This is a genomic window from Nonomuraea sp. NPDC005983, from assembly GCF_040614375.1.
In the GTDB taxonomy this organism is placed as follows: Bacteria; Actinomycetota; Actinomycetes; order Streptosporangiales; family Streptosporangiaceae; genus Nonomuraea.
On the sequence record NZ_JBEXUP010000165.1, the window covers coordinates 1 to 18,453 of the forward strand.

An 18,453-nucleotide genomic window follows, 5' to 3' on the forward strand; every position below is an offset into this window, starting at 1 on the left:
CTCGCGCCCAGAGGGAGGCGGTGCGGCCGTCGCCGAGCTTGGCGCGGGCGCGGGCGCGCAGCTCCCCGATCCTGATCGTGGCCGACTGCTGGCCGATCGACTCGCGCAGCGCCGCCGCGGCGGCGGCCGCCAGCACCGCGCCCTCCAGGTCCCCCTCGGCCTCCGCCAGCACCGACAGCCCGACGAGGCAGCGGGCCACCCCTTGGCGCTGCCCGGTCTCCCTGCTCAGCGCCAGGCTCGCGGCCAGCCGCTCCCTGGCCGGGCCGAACTCGTGCAGCATCGCCGCGACCCTGCCGGTCCTGGCCAGGCAGCGCGCCAGGTCGACCCCGCTGCCCAGCTCTTCCAGCCAGGGGACGGCCAGCTCGTACTGGGCCATCGCCGTGACCAGATCCCCGCGGACCTCGGCGACCGAGCCGAGCTGCATCGCGGTCCGCGCCAGGATCCAGCGGTGGCCGTGCATGTGCGCCCGCTCCAGAGCCTCCTCGCCGTACTGCTGGGCATCGCGCAGCCGCCCGCGCACCAGCGCCACCGCCGACAGCCCGGCCAGCCCGGCGGCCTGGTTCCACGTGTCGCCGTTGGCCGCGGCCAGGACCATGCCCTTCTCCGCGTGGTGGAACGCCTCATCGACCCGGCCCATGCGCAGCAGCAGCATGACCGCGAGGCTGTGGGCGGCGCACACGTAGGGCAAGTCGTCGTCGCCGCGCAGGTCCTCCACGCTCTGCCTGGCGTACTCCAGGGCTCGGCCCAGCTCGTCCCGCGCCTCCAGCCCGTAGGCCAGGTACGCCCTGGCGCGGGCCACCTGCTGGTCGGTGACCTGGCCGAGGTCCAGCGCCAGCAGCTGGTCCACCCAGCCGACGATCTCCGTCAGGTTGCCGCTGACGGGCAGCAGCCCCGTGCTGGACGCGCAGAGTCGCAGGCCCAGCGCGGCGTTGCCGGACTCGACCGCCCAGTCGAGCGCCGCCCGCAGGTCGTCGAGGTGGCCGCGGCTCGACGTCAGGGCGGCCAGCCGTTCCCGCCACGGGACCCCCTGGTCGAGCAGTTCGGTGACGAAGTGGCGTTCCTGAAGCGCGCACAGCACCTCCAGGTGGCGGTCACGCAGCACCTCGCACTCGGCCGCCTCCGCCAGCCGTCCGGTCGCGAAGCTCCTGATCGTCTCCAGCATCCAGTAACGCCTGCGGTCCTCGTCGCACAGCACGAGCGACTTGTCGACCAGGCCGCCGAGCAGATCGACGATCTCCGGCTCGGAGATGGGCCGCTCAGCGCAGACCTGCTCGGCCAGGTCGAGGTCGAAGGCCCCGGCGAAGACCGACAGCCTGCGCAGCAGCACCTGCTCCTTGACCGACAGCAGGTCGAAGCTCCACTCCACGGCGGCGAGCAGGGTGCGCTGCCTGACGGGGGCGGTGCGGCCGCCCGTGGTGAGCAGCGAGAAGCGGTCGTCGATGCGGTCGGCGATCTGGCCGGGACTGAGCAGGCTGGTACGGGCCGCGGCCAGTTCCAGCGCCAGCGGCAGCCCGTCGAGCGCCCGGCACAGGCGCACCACGTCGGGCAGGCTGTCGGGCCCCAGCCGGGTGCCCGCCGCGGCCGCCCTGTCGAGGAAGAGCTGCACGGACTCGACGTCGCCCGCGCTCGGGCCCGGCGGTTCTGACAGGCCGGGCAGGTCGAGCGGCGGCACCCGCCAGATCAGCTCGCTCGCGATGCGCAGCGGCTCCCGGCTGGTGGCCAGGATGTTCAGCCGTCCGCACGCCGCGACCAGCGCCGCCACCACCTCCGCGCACCTGTCGACCAGGTGCTCGCAGTTGTCGATCAGCAGCAGGTTGCGCGAGTCGCGCAGCCTGGCCGTCACGGTGTCGAACAGCGCGCGGCTGCTCTCCTCGCTCACGCCGAGCGTTCTGGCGATCTCCTGCATGACCAGCTCGGGGCGGGTGATCCTGGCCAGCTCCACGAGCCACACGCCGTCGGGGTAGCGCGGCAGCAGCCTGACCGCCACCTGCTGCGCCAGCCGGGTCTTGCCGATGCCGCCGACACCGCACAGGGTCACCACGCGCGTCTCGCCGAGCAGTTCGCACAGGTCGTCGATGTCGCGCTCGCGACCTACGAACCGGTTCGGCTCCGCCGGGAGATTGTGCCGGAGGCCGTCTGCCATGGCCTCACAGTGTCGTACTCAGCGCGCTCTGTCACTGGTTTCTCACCATGACCTCCGGAGGAAGCCCGGTCGCCCGGGGCGAACCCGGGCCCCGCAAGGGTGGCCCGGCGGAGCCGAGCGTTAGGAGGGGGAGGAAGTCAAAGACCGAGAGAGCTGACGATCGCCCGCTCGTCGACGACCCGCAGCACCGGGTCTCCGAGCAGCTTCTTGGCCAGTTCGTACGGGGCCACCACGAGCGTGGCGGCGTGCTCGCTGGCCAGCACCCGGGCGCCGATCAGAGTCGGCTCGTGCGCGATCACCACCTGGGCGCCCGCCATCATCGCCAGATCGGCGACCCGCAACCCCTTGAACGGCTCGCTCACCGCGGCGAGCACCACGTCGTCCTTGCTGATCAGCAGGCGGCTCGCCAGCCTGCGCAGGTCGCTCGCCAGTTCGTCGTGGTCGAGCACCCGGTCGCCGTCGAGGCTGAGCGCGGGCCCGGCGAGCGGCCCGAACTCGACCGTGCGCCCGCCTATCAGGTCGGCGAACTGGATCGCGCCCGGCGTCGGCTCGAAGGTGAAGACGTTCTGGACGTCCACCGCCTCGCGGGTGAGAGGCCCCTGGGTGATCATCATGAGGGCGGTGCCGGTGGCTCCGAGGACGGCGGTGCCGCCCGCCCAGGCCACCGCGTGCACGGCCACGGTGAGCCCGGCTCCGAGGGGCAGGTCGACGAGCACGCGGTCGCCGTAGCGCAGGCCGAACCGCCGCAACCCGGCCGCCGCGTGCGTGACCCGCCGCGCGAACGACGCGTACGACAGCACCTCGCCCGTTCTCACGTCGCTCACCGCCGGCTGGTCGCCGCGCACAGAGGTCATGCCCATAACCAGCTCTGTCCAGGTCATGCCGTCAATGTAGGGACCCCAGGAGTCGCTGACATGCTCAGCAATGTGTAACCGGCTATGTACGTCCGGGTCACGCTCGTACGCCATGTGCACGCCAGAGCGCGGGCTCCGGCAGGCCGTCGCCCCCGGGTACCTGGTCACGCTCCTGTCATGAGCGGGATCAACTAGACTTGAGGCGTCGCGACTTCGCGCGGCCGGCCCCCACGATCACAGAGCGAGACGTCATCATGCCTTTGAACAGCCGCGACGACCTGCGGAACATCGCGATCATCGCGCACGTCGACCATGGCAAGACCACGCTGGTCGACGCCATGCTCTGGCAGTCCGGGGCGTTCCGCGCCAACCAGGACGTCGACGACCGCGTCATGGACTCCAACGACCTCGAGCGCGAGAAGGGCATCACCATTCTCGCCAAGAACACGGCGGTCAGCCACGGCGGCATGACCATCAACATCATCGACACCCCCGGCCACGCCGACTTCGGCGGCGAGGTCGAGCGCGGCCTGTCGATGGTCGACGGTGTCGTGCTGCTGGTCGACGCCTCCGAGGGCCCGCTGCCGCAGACCCGGTTCGTGCTGCGCAAGGCGCTGTCGGCGAAGATGCCGGTGATCCTCTGCATCAACAAGGTCGACAGGCCCGACGCGCGCATCAAGGAGGTCGTCGACGAGGTCTACGAGCTCTTCATGGACCTCGACGCCACCGAGGAGCAGATCGACTTCCCGATCGTGTACGCCTCGGCCAAGGCCGGCCGCGCCTCGATGAACCGTCCCGACGACGGCGGCATGCCCGACTCCGAAGACCTGGAGCCGCTGTTCGACATCATCAAGTCGACGATCCCGGCGCCCACCTACGACCCGAACGCGCCGCTCCAGGCCCACGTCACCAACCTCGACGCGTCGTCCTACCTGGGCCGTATCGCGCTGTGCCGGATCCACCAGGGCGTGCTGCGCAAGGGCCAGCAGGTCGCCTGGTGCCGCACCGACGGCTCCATCCAGAAGGTCCGCATCAGCGAGCTGCTGATGACCGAGGCGCTGGAGCGCAAGCCCGCCGAGGAGGCCGGCCCCGGCGACATCATCGCCATCGCCGGCATCCCCGACATCATGATCGGCGAGACGCTGGCCGACCCCGAAGACCCGCGCCCGCTGCCGCTCATCACCGTCGACGAGCCCGCCATCTCGATGACCATCGGCACCAACACCTCGCCGCTGGTCGGCAAGGTCAAGGGCGCCAAGGTCACCGCCCGCATGGTGAAGGACCGCCTCGACAAGGAGCTGGTCGGCAACGTCTCGCTGCGCGTGCTCCCCACCGACAGGCCCGACGCCTGGGAGGTGCAGGGCCGCGGCGAGCTGGCGCTGGCCATCCTGGTGGAGCAGATGCGCCGCGAGGGCTACGAGCTGACCGTCGGCAAGCCGCAGGTGGTCACCAAGACCATCGACGGCAAGGTGCACGAGCCCGTCGAGCGGCTCACCGTCGACTGCCCTGAGGAGTACCTGGGCGCGGTCACGCAGCTGCTGGCCGTCCGCAAGGGCCGCATGGAGCACATGACCAACCACGGCACCGGCTGGATCCGGATGGAGTTCGTGGTCCCGGCGCGCGGCCTGATCGGCTTCCGCACCGAGTTCCTCACCGAGACCCGGGGCACCGGCCTCGTCCACCACGTCTTCGACTCCTACGAGCCGTGGTTCGGCGAGCTGCGCACCCGTAACAACGGCTCCCTGGTGGCCGACCGGTCCGGCCCCGTCACCGCGTTCGCCATGCTCAACCTGCAGGAGCGCGGCACCCTGTTCGTCTCGCCGACGACCGAGGTGTACGAGGGCATGATCATCGGCGAGAACTCGCGGTCCGACGACATGGACGTCAACATCACCAAGGAGAAGAAGCTCACCAACATGCGCTCCTCCACCAGCGAGGAGACGGAGAAGGTGATCCCGCCGCGCCAGCTCTCGCTGGAGCAGGCCCTTGAGTTCATCCGCGAGGACGAGTGCGTGGAGATCACGCCCGACGCGGTCCGCATCCGCAAGGTCGTCCTCGACGCCGCCACCCGCGGCCGCGCCGCCGCCCGCGCCAAGCGCGCCTGACCGGCGGCGCCGTGACGGTGCGCCGTGACGGTGCGCCGTGACAGTGCGGCGTGACGGTGCGGCGTGACAGTGCGGCGTGACAGTGCGCCGTGACGGGGCGGCCTGACACGCGCGACGTGCCGGGCCGTCCTCGTTCACCCCAAGTGACGGCCCGGTAGGTGACGGGCCGTCTTCAACGGCCCGGTCAGCGCGTGCGGCTCGGCCGATACGGAAGTGTGGCGTCGCAGACAGGCGTGCCGCAGGTGTGATCACACCGTTACCGTTCGAGAGGGAACCCCACCCGGCTCGCGTGGATCATCCATTCTGTGGGGAAGCTCCGGATGGTGGTCGCGTTCGGGCTGGCTGCGGTCTCGGTGGCGGCGATCGTCTGGTGCGCCCTGGCAGCCAGGCCCGTGGCGGTGCCTGCTCCGACGGCCGACACACCCGTGCCCGACCCGTGGGAGCTGACCGCCGGGCGGACCGTGCCCACGGGCGAGTCCGACCGCGGGGCCACGACCGAGGTCGTCATCTCCAGGGCCACCCCGTCCGACCTGAGAGGGGTGCCCCAGGGGCGGCTGGACGAGCGGCAGCGCCAGGTGAAGGTGACCATCGTGCACCAGCTGCGGATGGACACGTCCGACGACCTGGCCGGAACCCTGCGGCAGGGCACCGGCTTCCCCGATGGCATCAGGCGGTTCACCGACAACGGGTTCGGCGCGATCAAGGTCTCGGGCGCCGCGCTGCTGCCGACCACCCGGCAGGCGCCCGTGCTCACCACGTCCGGCAAGCAGACCACGGCGAAGTTCACCGTCACGCTGCTCCGCCAGTACAAGCCCGAGCAGCTCATGGCGCTGGCCTTCAACGCGCCCATCGGCAGGCCCCTCGTGGTCGTGCGCCGCACCATCGGGGTGGTCACCGGCGAGTGGACCGTGCTGCAGGTGAAGGGCGTCGAGCCCGACAAGGAGGAAGTGGAGCGGCTGGAGTTCACCGTCGGGCCCTACCCGGTGGCCGTCACCCTGGCGCAGGACTCCTACGGCTTCCCCGACAAGCAGGAGCAGGACGACTTCTCCTGGGCGACCGCGCTCGGCGTCCTCACCGCGATCGCGCTCGCCGTCTTCCTGCTGCGCTCGCTGGGCACGGCCTGGTGGCAGCGGATCCCCAACAGGCAGTTGGCCGTCGGCCTGGCGCTGGCCGCGCCCACGCTGGCGATCCCCCTGATCGTGAAGCCGTTCACGCCGTTCGCGTACGTGATCCTGTTCGGCGCGGTGCCCGCCCTCGTGCTGTGGCACGCGAGCAGGGCCCTGCCGACCAGCCCCTACTGGACGCAGCGGGAGGTGCTCGGCGCGAGCGCGGTCGGCGTGCTCGTGGCCCTCGGCATGCTGTCGTGGTCCTTCCTGCACGGGCAGGTCCCCGGCCCGACGCTGTTCGCCGCCGGAGGTGTCGCCGTCCTGGCGGCGGCCGGGTCGGCGGTGGCGTTCAGCGCGGACCTCGGCGTGCGGGCGGTGGACGCGCGGCTGTCAGCGCTGGCCGCCGGGGCGGCGATCGGCCTGCTGGCGCTCGCGCTGTGGGCCAGGGCCCTGCTGAACGGCGTCTACCCGCCCGACAGCGTCCGGCTGGCGCTGGCGGCCGGCTGGGCGCTGATCCCGATCGCCGCCATCGCGGTGACCACCAGGACGTGGTCGCGGGCCGCGATCCTGGTGTCGGTGGCCACCAGCCTGCTCGTCCAGGGCTGGCCCATCGAGTGGCTGGACGCGGGGTCGTGGAGCCTGCCTCTGCCCGGCCAGGACGTCCCGAAGATCGGCGTGGTGCCCCTCGACCCGCTCATGCGCGGCGTGCTCGGCCTGCTGCTGCTCGGCTTCGTGCTGCTGGTGCTGCGGCTCAGACGGCTCGGCGGCGCGATCGCGGCCGTCGACCACCAGAGGGCGCGGGCGACGATGATCGTCTGCCTGATGGTGCTCTACCTCACCCCTCGGGGGAGTTTCACGCTGGCCGACAGCAACGTGCCCCTGCCGCTGCTGTCGATCACCTCGCTCGTCGCCTGGCTCGCCGCCCTGTGGCTGCTCTCCGGCGCCCGTCCGGCGATCGTCGAGCCCGCCACGTCCGACGAGCACCGGGAGCTGGTCAGGGCGGCCCTGCACAAGCGGCTGCTGCTCATCGCCGAGCAGGAGCTCTACCGGCTCGGACGGGGCAAGCTCGGCGCGGGCGAGCTGAGCATGGCCGAGTTCGACGCGCGGCGGCACGACCTCGAGCGGTCGCTGCGCGAGCACGGCCGCAGCCCCGAGACCGCGTTCGCCACCGCGGCGGGCTGCACGCCGTGGCACAACGGCGTGCAGGCGTTCGTCGTCAGCCTGCTGCTGAGCCTGCCGCTGCTGCTCGTGTACGGCCGGCCGTCGGGGCCCGACCTGACGAGCTTCCTGTTCGACGCGCGCTACCTGCTCACGCTGCCCGCCTTCGGCTTCCTGTTCGGCTACTTCTACCCGCGCATCCGCGGCACCCAGCCGATGACCAAGGCCCTGCACCTGATGGCGGCGGCGCTCCTCACGGAGCTGTCGGGGTACCTGTCGACGCTGGCCGCGCCCGACCTCGGGGCTCTGGACAAGCTGCAGGTGGTGGCGATCGTGGTGGGTGGAGGGGCGCTGGTCTGCATCGGGCTCGGGCTGTACTGGGAGTGGCGCGTCATGCACCTGGCCGGGGAGCCGTGGGCCCGGGTGCGCAACGTCCGCAGCATCAGAAGTCTGGCCACGCCGCTGGTGGCGATCGTCATCGCGGCGGGCACGACGGCCGCCACGTCGGCGGCGGGGCAGACGGTCGACCGGATACTCAAGGGCGACCAGGGGACATCGAGCTTGTCTCGCCTGCCCTGAACAGGACCGTGTAGCCGTCGCGGGCGAACCTCACCTGGTAGCCGGCCGCCACCAGGGCGCGCACGCGCTCCTGCTGCTCGGTGACGTCCTTGAACGGGAAGATCCGGCGGCCGGTGTCGGCCACGACCCAGGGCGCCCAGCGGGGTGTCCGGTCCCACAGCAGCACGGTGGCGTGTCCTGACAGGTTCGGCGCGAGGTTGTTGGCCGCCTCCACCAGCACCCCGTCGGGCACCGCGGCGACGGCCGCCGCGGCGGCCCGCTCCCGCTGGTCCAGCCGGTACGCCTCCAGGTCGGCCAGGCCCGAGAGCGCGAAGAACGGCACGCTCACCACCGCGAACGCCAGCACCCCGGCCGCCCACCACCGGGCCCACCCGCCCTCCCCGCGGCGCTCCCGGAGGCGCCGGACGCCGTCGACCCCGGCCGCGAAGACGACGACCACGACGAAGGCGTTGTAGTGGTAGTCGGGCACCCACCAGTTGGGGAACGAGCTGGCCAGCATCCGCTCCGCGAGCAGCGGGACGGCCATCAGCGTCAGCGGCGACAGCAGTGCCGCCAGCAACGTGACGCCGAGCAGCAGCGCCAGCGTGACGAGCTTGACCGGCGGGCTGCCGAGCTGGGCGAGCACCGCGACGGGGTCGGTCAGCGCGGTGCGCGCCACCCCGGGCATGTCGGAGCCGAGCGCGCCGTACGCCCAGTAGTAGTCGGCCCTGCCCCCGAACAGCGGGATGAGCACCTGCGAGGCCAGCCAGGTGAAGGCGAGCCCACCGGCCGCGAACGCGCCTCCCAGGGCCCGCCAGCCGCGCTGGAAGAGCAGCACCAGCCCGAACCCCGCGACCAGCAGCCCCATGTCCTCCTTGACGCACAGCAGGCCGAGCGCCGCCAGCACGACGGGCACCCGCCTGCCCGCCTGCCACCGTTCGAGCAGCACGGCTGTCAGCAGCGGCGCGAAGGCGGCCTCGTGGAAGTCGAACGCGACCGTCTGCACGACCGGCCACGAGAGCGTGTACGCCGCCGCGACCAGGTGCGCGGCTCCCGGGCCGAGCGAGCGCCTGGTGAAGACCCACAGCGGGACCGCCGCCGCGGCCAGCAGCACGGCCTGCGCGACGAGGAGGGTCCGCGGGTCGTCGAACACCCAGTACAGCGGCGCGAGCAGGGCCAGGATCGGCGACCAGTGGTCGCCGAGGACGCTGAACCCCGGCCCGAAGTCGTTGTGCACGCCCTTGACGATCGCGACGGGCAGCCGGAACTGCGAGTACGACCGCACCGCCTGGTCGAAGATCACCAGGTCGTAGGCGCTGGCCTTGAAGTTGGCGAAACGCAGCAGCGACAGCACGGCGTAGACGGCGGCCGCGACGCCCGCGACCGCCCCGATCACGACCCGCTCCCGCCTCCCGGGCCGCCCCCTCCCGCTCGCCGGGGGCCGGGTTTCGCCGTTCGTTGTCAAGGCGTCTCCGTCGGCGTGTGTCACCGGCGCGGCAGCTCGCTCCCCCTGACGTGGGTGCACAGCCACTCCACCAGCGGCCCGTAAGCCTGCCAGCTTTCGCGCACCCTGCCGCGGACCTCCTCCGTGTGCACCCACGGCTCCGGCTCCAGGCGCAGCCCCGCGTACAGCGACCTGTGACGCAGCAGCTCGATCCGCGGGTGGTCGTCGGGGACGCCGCGCGGCCTGGTCTTCAGCCGGTCGCCTTCCAGCGTGTAGCCCGCCGCCGTCAGCTCGGCCACGATCGACTGCAGCGGTTTGCCGGAGAGGTCCTCGTCGACGGCGGCGCGGTAGCGGGCCACCTGGTCGGCGGCCTGGGTGTAGATGCCGCCCGCGATGAACAGCCCCGCCGCGCTGACCTCGACGTACAGCCCGATGCCGGGCATCAGGTCGATGAACGCCCCCTGATGGGTCTTGTACGGCGACTTGTCCTTGGCGAACCGCACGTCACGGTAGGGACGGAACAGCTGCGCGGTGCCGAACTCGTCGGCCAGCTCGTCGGTGAGGGCGAGCATCGGCGCGCGCACCGCGTCCTCGTACAGGTGCTTGTGGCGGGTGAAGTACGTCTTGGAGTTGTCCGCTTCGAGGCCCTCGTAGAACACGAACGCCTCGTCGGGGAAGCCGGTGAAACCCATGCCGTAAGAGTGCCATGGGCGGGCGACGGTTCAGCGCCCGCTGTACCGCCTGCCGGGCACCAGCGGGTGGTTGAACAGCTCCGACACGGTGACGAAGGTGTACCCCTTCTTGGTGAACGTGTCGAGGATCTTCGGCACGGCCTCGACGGTGGTGCGGTGGATGTCGTGCATCAGCACGATGGCTCCGGGCCGGCCCGAGGTGGCGCGCCTGGCCACGATGGCGGGCACGTGGTCCTGCCAGTCGAGGGTGTCGACGCTCCACAGGATCTGGGCCAGCCCGTCGCGTCGGGCCTCGTCGGCGACCCTGGAGTCCGTCGATCCGTACGGCGGGCGCATGATCTGCATCCGCACGCCGGTCAGCTGTCGCACCAGGCGCTGGGTGAACCTCAGCTGGCGCCGCAGAACGTCGTCGGCCACCGCGGTGAGCTGCGGGTGGCTCCACGAGTGGTTGCCGAGCTCATGCCCCTCCCGGAAGATCCGGCGCACGAGGTGCTTCTTGTCAGCGGCCACCATCTGCCCCACGACGAAGAACGTCGCCCGGACGTGCCGGGCCTTCAGCAGGTCGAGCAGGTGGTCGGTGTAGTCGCCGGGCCCGTCGTCGAAGGTCAGCGCCACGCACTTGGCCCGCCTGCAGTCGACGTGCGGGCTCGGCCAGGAGGGTTGGATGGCCATCAGGCGCCTGGCCAGCACGCCGGGGTCGATTCTGGCGGGCGGTACGACCACCACGGGCACCGGCGCCACCGGCTCCGGGCTCCCGGCGCAACCCGCCAACATCAGCAAGGCCAGCGGCAACCCCCACGCGCGCATGCTTCCCCCTGAAAGCGTCGGCGGGGATCACGGGTAGTCCTGGGCCGGGCCTCCCCGCAGCTCCTTGGCCAGGTCATCCCACCAGAGTGGAATGTGGGCCTGTAGCTCTGCGTAACGACGCGCCACCCTCATGGCACATCCAACCGGATCCGTACCCAAATGCCGACGTTTCACCGCTCCTTCCTGCCAACGGTAAAAGCCGTCACCGTAACGGACGACCAGACCGATCCACACGGAAAGGGTCGCCTCGTCCCCCACTTCGTAGGCGGTGGTGACGCCGAGACCGTGAAGCTCCGCGTGGAGCTTCTCCGTCGCGGCGCGGGCCTCACTCACACGCCACCCCCAGCCGACGATTCGCCGCACACACCGGGATGTACCCACCAACGGGCATCAGCCGTCAAGGACATGGAGTAATCATGAAACTCCAGAAGGTGATCTGGAGGCCATTCGACGTTATTGGTCAGGCACCTGTCTCGGCTCCGCGACCACCATCATGAGCCTGAGTTCCTCCTGCCCGCGGTTGGCGTAGCGGTGCGGTCTGTCGGCGGTGAACAGGACCGCGTCGTCGGCCCTGACCAGGTGATCCTTTCCGTACACAGTCAGGGTCAGCTCTCCCGTCAGGACGGTGAGCATCTCGCGGGTTCCCGCCGGGTGGGCGTCGCCGTCGTGGTGCCCGCCGGGGGCCAGCCGCCAGTCCCACAACTCCAGGATCGTCGGCCGTTCCGCGCCGACGAGCAGCCTGGCCCGCACCCCGCCCTGGTCGAAGGTGACGACGTCCGACCTGTCGATGACCCTGACCACGGGCACGTCGGAGACCTCGACCAGCCCGGCCACGGTCATGCCGAGCGCGGAGGCGATCCGGGTGAGGGTGGAGATGCTGGGGTTCGTCCGGCCCTGTTCGATCTGGACGAGCATTCCCCTGCTCACCCCCGACCTGGCGGCGAGCGCGTCGAGCGTCAACCCCCTGTGCGAGCGCTGGGCGCGGACGTTGTTCGCGATCGCCTGAGTGATCGTCGCCGGATCTTCCATGCAGTGCAGTGTAATGAATCCGATTTGCAGTATGTTGCACCTTATGTGTTGTACTAGGAGTGCAACACAGTGAACTGGACGGTGGAACGTGACAGCGGTGATCCTCGCGACGGCCTGCGCGGTGGTGTACGGCACGGCCGACTTCTTCGGCGGGCTGGCCACCCGCCGCTCCCGCGTGCTCTCGGTCGTCTCGCTCTCACAGCTCGCCGGGCTGGGGCTGATCCTCGCCCTGCTGCCGCTGCTGCCGGGCCACGTCAGCCAGGGGGCGCTGCTCTGGGGGCTCGGCGCGGGGTTCGCGGGCGCCGCCGGGCTGGTGCTCTTCTACCGGGCGCTGGCCACGGGCGTGATGTCGGTGGTCGCGCCGACGACGGCGGTGACCTCGGCCGCGCTGCCGGTCGTCTTCGGGCTGGCGACCGGCGACCGTCCCGAGCCGATGGCGCTGGTCGGCGTGGTGCTGGGTCAGCCAGGACCGAGCCGCGGCGGAGCGCGGCTCGGCGGCCTCCGTGCTCGCCGCGCTGGCGGCGGGGGCGGGATTCGGCGGCTTCTTCATCCTGCTGGCCATGGCCCCCGACGGGTCGGGGTTGTGGCCGCTGGTGGGCGCGCGAATGTCGTCGATCACCATGGTGGTGCTGCTGGCCGTGGCGACGCGGCGCACGCTCAGGCCCGGCGCGCGCTCGCTGCACATCATCGTCGCGGCGGGCGTCCTGGACATGGCGGCCAACGTGCTCTACCTGCTGGCCCAGGAGCGCGGGCTGCTCAGCCTGGTGGCCGTGCTGGTGTCGTTGTACCCGGCGAGCACGCTGCTGCTGGCGAGACAGGTGCTCGGCGAGCGGTTGCAGGCGATCCAGATGGCGGGTGTCGCCTGCGCCCTCGGAGCGGTGGCGCTGATAGCCGTCGCATAGGCGGCGAACGCCCGGATTGGAAACCTGGCTACGCGGCGCGCTGCGCGGGAAGGCGCACAGCGCCCTCCTCGTGGGCGTACTCCTCGAGCATGCCGCGGAGCTGGCGGCGGCCGCGGTGCAGCCGCGACATCACCGTGCCGATCGGCGTGCCCATGCGCTCGGCGATCTCCTTGTAGGCGAAGCCCTCGACGTCGGCCAGGTAGACGGCCACGCGGAAGTCCTCCGGCAGCGAGCGCAGCGCGTTCATCACGACGTTGTCGGGAAGCCGCTCGAGCGCCTCGGTCTCGGCGGACTTCAGGCCCGTCGAGCTGTGCGACTCCGCGGCGTGCAGCTGCCAGTCCTCGATGTCCTCGGCGGCGGACAGCTTCGGCGAACGCTGCTTCTTGCGGTAGTCGTTGATGAAGTTGTTGGTGAGGATGCGGTGCAGCCACGCCTTGAGGTTGGTGCCCTCGCGGAACTGGTGGTAAGACGTATACGCCTTGGCCACCGTCTCCTGCACCAGGTCCTCAGCGTCGGCCGTGTTACGGGTCAGGCGCATCGCGGACGCGAAGAGCTGCGAGGTCACGGGCACGACGTCGCGCTCGAACCAGTCCTGACGCTGCTCATCGGTCATGGTGATCAATTCATTCCCCCTTGCGCTTTCCCCCGTATTCGGCGCGAAGCCGTCCGACGGCGTTCTCATCGTGACAGACCCTACGTAAGGGCCGTGTTAGCGGGTCCCGCCTGGTCAGAGAGGTGAACAGGTCCATCTGCTCGCGGCGTGCTTGATCACGTCCACGGCTGGACAAGTCTCGTAATCGTAACACTATTTACCCAATCGCGCAGGAAGAGTGGCCAGAGTCACACCCGATAGCGTATAGGCATGGATTTCGTTGACCGTCACGACACCGGCGCGCGTCACTGGGTCGCGGAGGCCATCCGCAAGGTCGAAGCCGACGCCAACCGGAGTTGTGATACCCATCTGCACGTCTTCCCGTTGCCCTCGCACTGGGGAGTAAACCTCTACCTGAAAGACGAGTCGGTGCACCCGACCGGTTCACTCAAACACCGGCTTGCCGGATCGTGGTCGGCGCGGGCACCGGCGGCACCTCCTCGACCATCGGCCGCTACATCCGCTACCGGGGGGCGTACGGCGACCCCGGCTGGCTGGCCGACCAGGGCCTGGACCTCACGCCCCACCTGGCCGACCTGCGGGCCTTCCTGCCGTCCCAGGACGCCCTAGGACTCTTGGGACGTCCTAGGACGCCGCCCTGGCCGGATCCACTCCGAAGAGCTTGGCCACGTCGTCCAGGATGGCGTGGGCGCCCTGGATGCCGACGGCGCTCATCCAGGTCAGGTCGCTGACGTCGTGCTTGTCGCCCTTGAGCTTGCCCCACAGCGGGTTGCCCAGGAACTTCTGCTTGGGCCCGTCGGAGCCGGGGTCGGGGTAGGTGGAGACGAAGATGTGGTCGGCGTCGAGGTCGGCGATGCGCTCCTGGCTGACGTCCACCGCGATCGCGTCCTGCTTGGTGGGCTGGCCCTGGGGGCGGGGGAAGCCGACGTCCTTCAGCACCACGCCCGAGTAGGAGTTCTCCACGTACAGGCGGGTGGTCGGCTCGCCCGCGAAGCGGACGACGGAGACCGTCGGCAGCTTGCCGTCCTTCTCCTTGATCTCCGTGCCGATCTTGGCGGCCCGCTCCTCGTAGGACTTGATCGTGGTCTCGGCGAGCTGCTCCTTGCCCAGCGCCTGCCCCATGAGGCGGAGGTTGTCCTTCCAGATGGCGCCGGTCGTCTCACTGAAGACGGTCGGCGCGATCTTCGACAGCTTGTCGTAGAGCGCCTCGTGCCGGACCTTGGCCGAGACGATCAGGTCGGGCTTGAGCGCGATGATCTTCTCCAGGCTGGGCTGCTCCAGCGTGCCGACCGGCGTGGCCTCCTTGCCATACTCGGCGGCGACCGCGCCGAGGTAGTCGGGGAGCTTGGTGTCGATCGAGCGGTAGGTGGTGTAGCCGACCACCGGCGTCTGCAGCGTGAGCACCGCGTCGACGAAGCTCTGGTCGAGGGCGACGACCCGCTTCGGCTGTGCGGGAATCTTCGTCTCGCCCATCGCGTGCTTGACGGTGCGGAACGGCTCCGCGGGCTGCGCCGGAGCGGCAGCCTTCCCGGCCGAGCCGCAGGCGGCCAGGCCGGCCAGCAGCACAGCGCTCACCAGCGCACGCAACGGTCTCATGGGGATCCCTTTCCTGAAGATCTTAGTTAGGCAACCCTAATTTAGGTTAGCCCTGCCTAACCTGGCATACTTCATGACGTTCGGGCAAACGCTGAGGAGGAGACGGGTGAGTGCAACCGCCGTGGCGCCCCTGCGCGGCATCCATCACCGGCGGATCCTCGTCCTCTGCGGCCTGCTCGCGGCCGTCCTGGTGGCCGTGGTGCTGAGCGTCACGATCGGCTCCAAGCCGGTGCCGCCAGCCGACGCCTGGCACGCGCTCACCAACCCGACCGGCACCGAGAACGACATCGTCATCCGCTCCCTGCGCATCCCCCGCACCGCCCTCGGCGTGCTGGCCGGGCTGGCGCTGGGCGTCGCCGGAGCGCTCATGCAGGGCCACACCCGCAATCCACTCGCCGACCCCGGCCTCCTCGGCGTCACCCAGGGCGCCGCGTTCGCGATGGTGGCCTCGATCATCCTGCTCGGCGCGTCCAGCCTGCTCGGCTACATCTGGTTCGGCCTGGCGGGAGCGCTGGTCGCCAGCGTCGGCGTGTTCGCCCTCGGCATGGTCGGCGGCAGGGGCGGCCCGACCCCCGTCACGCTCGCCCTGGCCGGCACCGCCGTCAGCGCCTTCCTGTACGCGCTCACCTCGGCCATCGTCCTGCTGGACGAGCAGGCCATGGACGTCTTCAGGTTCTGGCAGGCCGGCTCGATCGCCGCCCGCGGCCCCGACATGGTCTGGCAGGTGCTGCCGTTCATCCTGATCGGGCTGGTGCTCGCCATGATCAACGCGCCCGGCCTCAACGCGCTCTCCCTGGGCGAGGACGTCGCCCGCGGCCTCGGCCAGAACATCGCGCTCACCAGGGGCGTCGGCGTCGCCGCGGTGACTCTGCTGTCGGGCGCGTCGGTGGCGGCGTGCGGCGCGCTGGCGTTCGTCGGCCTGATCGTCCCCCACCTGACGCGCCCCCTGTCCGGCACCGACCACCGCTGGCTGCTGCCGTACTCGGGGCTGGTCGGCGCGGCGCTGCTGCTGCTCACCGACGTGATCGGCCGGGTCGTCGCCCCTCCAGGGGAACTGGAGGTCGGCGTGGTGCTCGCGCTGGTCGGCGCCCCCTTCTTCGTCGCCCTGGTCCGCCGCAGGAAGCCGGTGCGGCTGTGAGCGCGACCGTCCCGCTGCGGATGGCGGGCCTGTCCTGGCGCGTACGCCTGCGCGGCCTCGCCGTCACCGTGACGGGCCTGGTGCTGCTCGCCCTGCTCATGGCGCTGAACATGCGCATCGGCGACATCCCGATGAGCGTCGCCGAGGTCGTGACCGGCACCTTCGACGTCTCCAGCCAGAACCACTTCGTCATCATGGAGTTGCGCCTGCCCAGGGCGCTCACCGGGGCGCTGGTGGGCGCGGCGCTCGCGCTGTCCGGCGCGATCATCCAGTCCATCGCCCGCAACCCGCTGGCCAGCCCGGAGATCCTCGGCGTCACCACCGGCGCCTCCGTCACGGTCGTAGCGGGCGTGGTGGTCAGCGGCAGCGCGTACGGCGGAGTCAGCGGGCTGCTCTCAACGCTCGGCATCCCGGCCCTCGCCCTGCTCGGCGGCCTGCTCGGCGCGACGATCGTGTACGCGCTGGCCTGGCGGCGCGGGCTCGACGGCTACCGGCTGGTGCTGGTCGGCATCGGCGTGGCGGCCGTGTTCACGAACGTCAAGTACTGGCTGCTGACCGTCGGCGACGTGAACGACACCAGCAGGGCCATGGTCTGGATCAGCGGCTCGCTCAACGGCAGGGGCTGGGAGCACGTCGTCCCGGCGGCGCTGGCGCTGGTCGTCCTGGTCCCGCTGACGCTGCTCGGCACCCGCTCACTCGACGCGCTGCGCTTCGGCGACGACACGGTCACCGCGCTGGGGGTGCGGATGAACCTGTCGCGCGCGCTGATGATCCTCGCGGCCGTGCTGCTGGCCGCCGTGGCGACCGCCTCGGCCGGGCCGATCGCGTTCGTCGCGCTGGCCTCGCCGCAGATCGCGCTCCGGCTGACCCGCTGCGCCCAGCCGCCGCTGCTGTCGTCGGCGATCGTCGGGGCGGTCCTCACCGCCGGGGCCGACCTGATCGCCCGGGTCGCATTCTCGCCGCTCGAACTGCCCGTGGGCGTGGTGACCGCGGTGCTCGGCGCACCCTACCTGATCCACCTCATCTGGAAGGCCCGCAAATGAGGCTGCAAGCCGTGGACGTCCGGCTCGGGTACGGCGAGCGCATCATCATCGACGGGCTCGACCTCGGCATCGAGACGGGCACGGTCACCACGATCATCGGCCCGAACGGCTGCGGCAAGTCCACCCTGCTGCGCGCCCTCGGCCGCCTGCTGAAGCCGCGCGGCGGGGAGGTGCTGCTCGACGGTAGGCGCATCGACCGGACCCCGACCCGCGAGGTGGCGAAGGTGCTGGGCGTGCTGCCGCAGGCGCCCACCGCGCCGGAGGGGCTGACCGTGGCCGACCTGGTCGCCAGGGGCAGGCACCCGCACCAGACCTGGTACCGGCAGTGGTCGTCGGACGACGAGAGCGCGGTCGCCGCGGCGCTCGACATGACCGGCCTGGCCGACCTGGCGGAACGCCCGCTCGACGAGCTGTCGGGCGGGCAGCGGCAGCGCGCCTGGATCTCCATGGCCCTGGCCCAGGGCACCGACCTGCTGCTGCTCGACGAGCCCACCACCTTCCTCGACCTGGCGCACCAGGTGGAGGTGCTGGAGCTGGTGCGGCACCTGCACCAGGCCGCGGGCCGGACCATCGTCATGGTGCTGCACGACCTCAACCTGGCCGCCCGCTACGCCGACCGGCTGGTGGCCATGCGGGAGGGCCGGGTGGTCGCCGCGGGCACACCGCACGACGTGCTGACCGAGGACCTGCTGGCCGAGGTCTTCGACCTGGACGCCAAGATCATCCCTGATCCGGTGGCGGGGACTCCTCTGGTCGTGCCCATCGGCCCTCGCTCCCGTCCCTGAGCGCCTCCACGTCCCTGAGCGCCTCCCCGTCCCTGAGCGCCTCCATGTTCCTGAGCGGTGACCTGGTCACCGCGCCCGCGACGGCCAGCCAGCTCAGCCCGGCGAACGCCATGACCGCGTAGGCGTTCCGCACGGCCGACTCGAACAGCCCCGCCGCCAGTGCGGCCAGCGGGATGGAGGAGAAAGCGATCATGCGGGCGGTGCCGAGCACCCGTCCGAGAAGGTGGTCGGGGACCAGCCGTTGGCGGACCGTCGCGATGGCCACGATCATCGCCCCCGCGCCCGCGAACTGCCCCATCCAGGCCAGCCCGACCAGCACCGGCCCGCGCGCCGGGATCATCGCCAGCATCGACACCCCGCCGACGACGGCCGACCAGCTGATCATAACGACTATCAGGTCCTCCTGCAGTACGACATCGACAACTGGCGCAGGTACGAGCGCCCGCTGAGCCAGGCGGAGTCGCACACGTCCGGCCCCGG

16 protein-coding genes and 2 pseudogenes are annotated in these 18,453 nt (G+C 71.0%); 7 read left to right on the forward strand and 11 right to left on the reverse strand.

The features are described 5' to 3' along the window. Together ABZ297_RS40665 and ABZ297_RS40670 are read right to left on the reverse strand one after the other, a co-directional pair. Positions 1-2,143, reverse strand: a 2,143-nt coding sequence (locus ABZ297_RS40665; RefSeq protein ID WP_355357769.1) for an AAA family ATPase, incomplete at its 3' end; no start/stop codon positions are given. A gap of 137 nt (positions 2,144-2,280) precedes the next feature. Then, positions 2,281-3,024 carry an AMP-binding protein gene (locus tag ABZ297_RS40670; RefSeq protein ID WP_355357772.1) on the reverse strand — a complete coding sequence of 248 codons (744 nt, stop codon included), beginning with the start codon at positions 3,022-3,024 and terminating at the stop codon, positions 2,281-2,283. 227 nt (positions 3,025-3,251) lie between these two features. Here ABZ297_RS40670 and typA point away from each other — a divergent pair, with 227 nt between their 5' ends. Together typA and ABZ297_RS40680 are read left to right on the forward strand one after the other, a co-directional pair. After that, on the forward strand, positions 3,252-5,102 hold the full coding sequence (gene typA, locus ABZ297_RS40675; protein ID WP_355357775.1) for a translational GTPase TypA: 1,851 nt from the start codon (positions 3,252-3,254) through the stop codon (positions 5,100-5,102). Positions 5,103-5,407: 305 nt separating this feature from the next. Beyond that, positions 5,408-7,945: a hypothetical protein gene (locus ABZ297_RS40680; protein WP_355357778.1), complete on the forward strand. Its 2,538-nt coding sequence runs from the start codon at positions 5,408-5,410 to the stop codon at positions 7,943-7,945. Here ABZ297_RS40680 and ABZ297_RS40685 read toward each other — a convergent pair. The 6 genes from ABZ297_RS40685 to ABZ297_RS40710 form a co-directional block, all read right to left on the reverse strand. Then, positions 7,902-9,320: a DUF2079 domain-containing protein gene (locus ABZ297_RS40685; protein WP_355357781.1), complete on the reverse strand. Its 1,419-nt coding sequence runs from the start codon at positions 9,318-9,320 to the stop codon at positions 7,902-7,904. The two genes, ABZ297_RS40680 and ABZ297_RS40685, sit on opposite strands and share 44 nt — an antisense overlap. Positions 9,321-9,409: 89 nt before the next feature. Beyond that, entirely contained in the window at positions 9,410-10,060 is a 651-nt protein-coding gene (locus ABZ297_RS40690) for a DUF2461 domain-containing protein (protein WP_355357784.1), read from the reverse strand. A 30-nt stretch (positions 10,061-10,090) separates the two neighbouring features. Beyond that, complete coding sequence (locus tag ABZ297_RS40695; RefSeq protein WP_355357787.1) at positions 10,091-10,867, reverse strand: polysaccharide deacetylase family protein; 777 nt, start codon at positions 10,865-10,867, stop codon at positions 10,091-10,093. A gap of 27 nt (positions 10,868-10,894) precedes the next feature. Continuing rightward, complete coding sequence (locus tag ABZ297_RS40700; protein WP_355357790.1) at positions 10,895-11,200, reverse strand: hypothetical protein; 306 nt, start codon at positions 11,198-11,200, stop codon at positions 10,895-10,897. A 120-nt stretch (positions 11,201-11,320) separates the two neighbouring features. Then, positions 11,321-11,896 (reverse strand): XRE family transcriptional regulator, encoded by a 576-nt coding sequence (locus ABZ297_RS40705; RefSeq protein ID WP_355357793.1) that lies wholly within the window; start codon positions 11,894-11,896, stop codon positions 11,321-11,323. 196 nt (positions 11,897-12,092) lie between these two features. Next, on the reverse strand, positions 12,093-12,518 hold the full coding sequence (locus ABZ297_RS40710) for a hypothetical protein (RefSeq protein ID WP_355357811.1): 426 nt from the start codon (positions 12,516-12,518) through the stop codon (positions 12,093-12,095). Here ABZ297_RS40710 and ABZ297_RS40715 point away from each other — a divergent pair. After that, entirely contained in the window at positions 12,457-12,798 is a 342-nt protein-coding gene (locus ABZ297_RS40715) for an EamA family transporter (RefSeq protein WP_355357796.1), read from the forward strand. The two genes, ABZ297_RS40710 and ABZ297_RS40715, sit on opposite strands and share 62 nt — an antisense overlap. A gap of 28 nt (positions 12,799-12,826) precedes the next feature. Here ABZ297_RS40715 and ABZ297_RS40720 read toward each other — a convergent pair whose 3' ends face one another. After that, a complete protein-coding gene (locus tag ABZ297_RS40720) occupies positions 12,827-13,411 on the reverse strand; it encodes a sigma-70 family RNA polymerase sigma factor (RefSeq protein WP_350808505.1) in 585 nt (194 codons plus the stop codon). Positions 13,412-13,660: 249 nt separating this feature from the next. Between ABZ297_RS40720 and ABZ297_RS40725 the strand changes: the two are divergent. Beyond that, positions 13,661-13,861 (forward strand): annotated as a pseudogene (locus tag ABZ297_RS40725) (PLP-dependent cysteine synthase family protein); the annotation flags it as partial. Between the two features lie 174 nt (positions 13,862-14,035). On the opposite strand, the gene ABZ297_RS40730 reads toward ABZ297_RS40725, so the two are convergent. Next, positions 14,036-15,007 (reverse strand): iron-siderophore ABC transporter substrate-binding protein, encoded by a 972-nt coding sequence (locus ABZ297_RS40730; RefSeq protein ID WP_355357799.1) that lies wholly within the window; start codon positions 15,005-15,007, stop codon positions 14,036-14,038. 106 nt (positions 15,008-15,113) lie between these two features. Here ABZ297_RS40730 and ABZ297_RS40735 point away from each other — a divergent pair, with 106 nt between their 5' ends. From ABZ297_RS40735 to ABZ297_RS40745, 3 genes are read left to right on the forward strand one after another with little or no spacing between them, the layout of a single operon-like run. Further along, the gene (locus ABZ297_RS40735; RefSeq protein WP_355357802.1) at positions 15,114-16,145 is read left to right on the forward strand and encodes an iron ABC transporter permease; all 1,032 of its coding nucleotides are present in this window, start codon (positions 15,114-15,116) and stop codon (positions 16,143-16,145) included. Further along, positions 16,142-17,188 carry an iron chelate uptake ABC transporter family permease subunit gene (locus ABZ297_RS40740; protein ID WP_355357805.1) on the forward strand — a complete coding sequence of 349 codons (1,047 nt, stop codon included), beginning with the start codon at positions 16,142-16,144 and terminating at the stop codon, positions 17,186-17,188. Before ABZ297_RS40735 ends, ABZ297_RS40740 begins: the two co-directional genes overlap by 4 nt. Further along, on the forward strand, positions 17,185-17,973 hold the full coding sequence (locus ABZ297_RS40745) for an ABC transporter ATP-binding protein (RefSeq protein WP_355357808.1): 789 nt from the start codon (positions 17,185-17,187) through the stop codon (positions 17,971-17,973). The genes ABZ297_RS40740 and ABZ297_RS40745 overlap by 4 nt, the downstream gene beginning before the upstream one ends. Here the strand turns inward: ABZ297_RS40745 and ABZ297_RS40750 are convergent. After that, a pseudogene (locus tag ABZ297_RS40750) lies at positions 17,909-18,453 on the reverse strand (hypothetical protein); the annotation flags it as partial. The gene ABZ297_RS40745 and the pseudogene ABZ297_RS40750 sit on opposite strands and share 65 nt — an antisense overlap.

What these genes read in the sequence shown, in the direction of transcription:
- ABZ297_RS40690 (WP_355357784.1), bottom strand. Translation starts at nt 10,060, where the DNA reads ATGGGTTTCACCGGCTTCCCCGACGAGGCGTTCGTGTTCTACGAGGGC.
- ABZ297_RS40730 (WP_355357799.1), bottom strand. Translation starts at nt 15,007, where the DNA reads ATGAGACCGTTGCGTGCGCTGGTGAGCGCTGTGCTGCTGGCCGGCCTG.
- ABZ297_RS40705 (WP_355357793.1), bottom strand. Translation starts at nt 11,896, where the DNA reads ATGGAAGATCCGGCGACGATCACTCAGGCGATCGCGAACAACGTCCGC.
- ABZ297_RS40720 (WP_350808505.1), bottom strand. Translation starts at nt 13,411, where the DNA reads ATGACCGATGAGCAGCGTCAGGACTGGTTCGAGCGCGACGTCGTGCCC.
- ABZ297_RS40745 (WP_355357808.1), top strand. Translation starts at nt 17,185, where the DNA reads ATGAGGCTGCAAGCCGTGGACGTCCGGCTCGGGTACGGCGAGCGCATC.
- ABZ297_RS40695 (WP_355357787.1), bottom strand. Translation starts at nt 10,867, where the DNA reads ATGCGCGCGTGGGGGTTGCCGCTGGCCTTGCTGATGTTGGCGGGTTGC.
- typA (WP_355357775.1), top strand. Translation starts at nt 3,252, where the DNA reads ATGCCTTTGAACAGCCGCGACGACCTGCGGAACATCGCGATCATCGCG.
- ABZ297_RS40710 (WP_355357811.1), bottom strand. Translation starts at nt 12,518, where the DNA reads ATGGTGATCGACGACATTCGCGCGCCCACCAGCGGCCACAACCCCGAC.
- ABZ297_RS40715 (WP_355357796.1), top strand. Translation starts at nt 12,457, where the DNA reads ATGGCCCCCGACGGGTCGGGGTTGTGGCCGCTGGTGGGCGCGCGAATG.
- ABZ297_RS40670 (WP_355357772.1), bottom strand. Translation starts at nt 3,024, where the DNA reads ATGACCTGGACAGAGCTGGTTATGGGCATGACCTCTGTGCGCGGCGAC.